2 protein-coding genes are annotated in these 2,653 nt (G+C 61.4%); both read left to right on the top strand.

Going from position 1 to position 2,653, the window contains the following annotated elements:
- The coding region (locus tag C9413_RS30815) for a DUF2937 family protein (RefSeq protein WP_170251383.1) at positions 1-405 on the top strand (405 nt) is incomplete at its 5' end.
- A gap of 908 nt (positions 406-1,313) precedes the next feature.
- On the top strand, positions 1,314-2,653 hold a 1,340-nt coding region (locus tag C9413_RS30820), incomplete at its 3' end, for an adenylate/guanylate cyclase domain-containing protein (RefSeq protein ID WP_170251384.1).

The raw sequence follows: 2,653 nt of genomic DNA on the forward strand, positions 1-2,653 counted from the left end.
GCCCTGGACGAATTGCGGAAAATCGTTGAAGCATTTGATTCCCAGGCCGTCCAAAACGGCCTCGACCGTCAGGAGGCCCTGAGCGTATATGCAGCCTCTCCTGAAGTCTTCCTCCGTAATCAGGGCGACGCGATGCGCCGGATATTCGAGCGTTACGACAGGCTCTCGGCACAGCAGCGGGAATTGGTACTGGAGCCTCCAGTCACTAGACCATTGGTGCTGCTGCGCCGCCCCGACCTGACACTTGCCACGAAAACCTGGAATGACTTCGTGCCAGCGGTTCCAGTCGATCTGGCAGGGCTGATCTGGGGGGCAGCGGGATGCATCTTGGGCTGGGCAACGGCAGCCGGTTGCGGTGCTGCGCGTCGTGGAATCACACGGGCGGCAGGCGTCCGCAGGGCGTGACCTGGCAGAGAATTGTGCCGTATCACGAACATAAGGAGCGCATGCGCGTCCGCATTCGGGCGGCGCCCGCTGTTTCCATATTCGCGATGTTTCGGCCGGCCGGCCATGAGGAAGCATGCGGTGCGCAAACCGATGCCCTTGAGCGACATCAGCACGCCGGCCTTGTTTGAGAGTTCTGCATCCGAGTGGAGGCAGGCTCGTCTACGACCGACTGGCGCTGCTCGAGCAGGAACTGCAGCGTCTGTTCGATCCACGCACGCGTTCTGGAAGTGCTCGGCGATGCCTCATGTTCGTTGCTGGATAATTGTCAACGACCCGATTTCCGGCCACTCGCCAACCAATAAAGCCATCCGAAAGCGTTCGCGGCTAGCAGGACGAACGAAACAGGCAGGAAGACTAAGCCTAAAAGCGAAGCAAAAAAACCGAGCGCGCCCAGTACGCCGACCCATAAGTGTCCGGGCTCGATGCCTGGCAAACACATTTCACTATTCATGGATCGGCAATACCACCACCGTCGCTCCATGCGCGTTAGCCAGTTGAAGCAGGCACTCTCAACAACCATCGGCCATGAAAACTATCCAAGCGTATAATGTCCTCTGCAGCCGCCTTGTCTTACACTCGAAGCGATTCTGAACAGGGAGCGGTCATGATGGTATACCCATACTTTGCCCCCCACGCGTCGCGTCCTCGGCATCCAACACCAGGAAATCCAGTGTGTTGGTCGCGGAGCCGGAAATCGACGTTTTTTCTCCTCTTGTTGCACGTCTCCTTTCTGAGGGGCTGGCGGTTCGGCTGCCTGCCTATGATGCAGCCGCGGGCTGCAAGCCGTACGAGATTGGCAACGCCTGCGCGCCTTCGACGTGGTAGAATAAACAGCTCTCTTACGACCTCGAAAGGGGGGCGGAGATATGGAGAGGCGGCTCACCGCGATACTTTCTGCCGATGTGGTCGGCTATAGTCTCCTCATGGGGGAGGATGAGGGCGGCACATTGGATCGCTTGAAAGCCTGCCGCCGGGAGTTGGTCGATCCCGCCATAAAGGAGTTCCACGGCCGTATCATCAAGCTCATGGGCGATGGTACGCTGGTTGAGTTCGCGAGCGTCGTAGACGCCGTCCGGTGTGCCGCAGTGATCCAGCGGGAAATGGCAGGCCGCGACCAAGGCGTATCCGAGACAAAGCGAATTCAGTTCCGGGTCGGCGTCAATCTCGGCGACATCATTGTCGAAGGAGATGATATCTACGGCGATGGCGTCAACATCGCCGCGCGCCTCCAGGGTATCGCCCCGCCAGGGGGAATCTGCATATCAGGCACTGCGTTCGATCACGCCGCGCACAAGGCCGACGTCGGGTTTTCAGCCCTCGGTGAGCAGCACCTGAAGAACATAGCCGATCCGGTTCGCGTGTATCGCGTCCTGCTCGATCCCTCCGAGGCGGGCAAGATTGTCGCCGCACCCGCCCGCCGGGCCGGACGGCGGGCTATCGTCTTGGCAACGCTCGCAGCGCTGTTGATCGCGATCACCGCGATTGTGGTGGCATGGCAATGGCAATTTGCGCCGCAACGTGCAACGATCGCGGTACTTCCGTTCGCCAACTTGAGCGGCGACCCCCGCCAGGATTATTTCACCGATGGAATCACCGACGATCTGATCACCGATCTTGCCAAGCTTTCGGACCTCGACGTCATCTCCCAGAATTCGGTGTTTGCCTACAAAGGCAAGCCCCGCGTTCTGGCAGACATCAAACGCGATCTCGGTGTCCAGTTTGTCGTTGAGGGCAGCGTGCGGCGGACCGACGGTCAGATCCGCGTCAACGCGCAACTGATCGATGCGGCAAGCGGCGACAATCTGTGGGCCAACCGATTTGCCCGCGGCGGGGCGGACGGGTTTGCCGTGCAGGACGAGATGAGCCGGCAGATCGCCGAAGCGCTCGGCCTGAAACTCACTCCGTCCGAGGCCGAGCGGATTGCCCGGCCGCCGACAGCAAATCTCGAGGCATACGACTACTACCTGCGGGCCGAGCAGGCGACGCGGACCGGCCGCCGTTCCCGGCTGCTCGAGGCGCTGGCGCTCTTCGACAAGGCGCAGGCCCTCGACCCCGGTTTTGCGGCGGCCTTCGCGGCGGACGCGCACGCTACCCCCTATGTCTGGCGGAGCGCCTACGACGACGTTCTACCGAGCGCGCCCCCGCGAAAAACGGCCTACGACCAGCCCAGGCGAGCGCTAGCGCTCGACCCCGGACTTCCAGCACC

It is taken from the genome of Rhizobium sp. SEMIA 4085, assembly GCF_013004495.1.
GTDB lineage: Bacteria > Pseudomonadota > Alphaproteobacteria > Rhizobiales > Rhizobiaceae > Rhizobium > Rhizobium gallicum.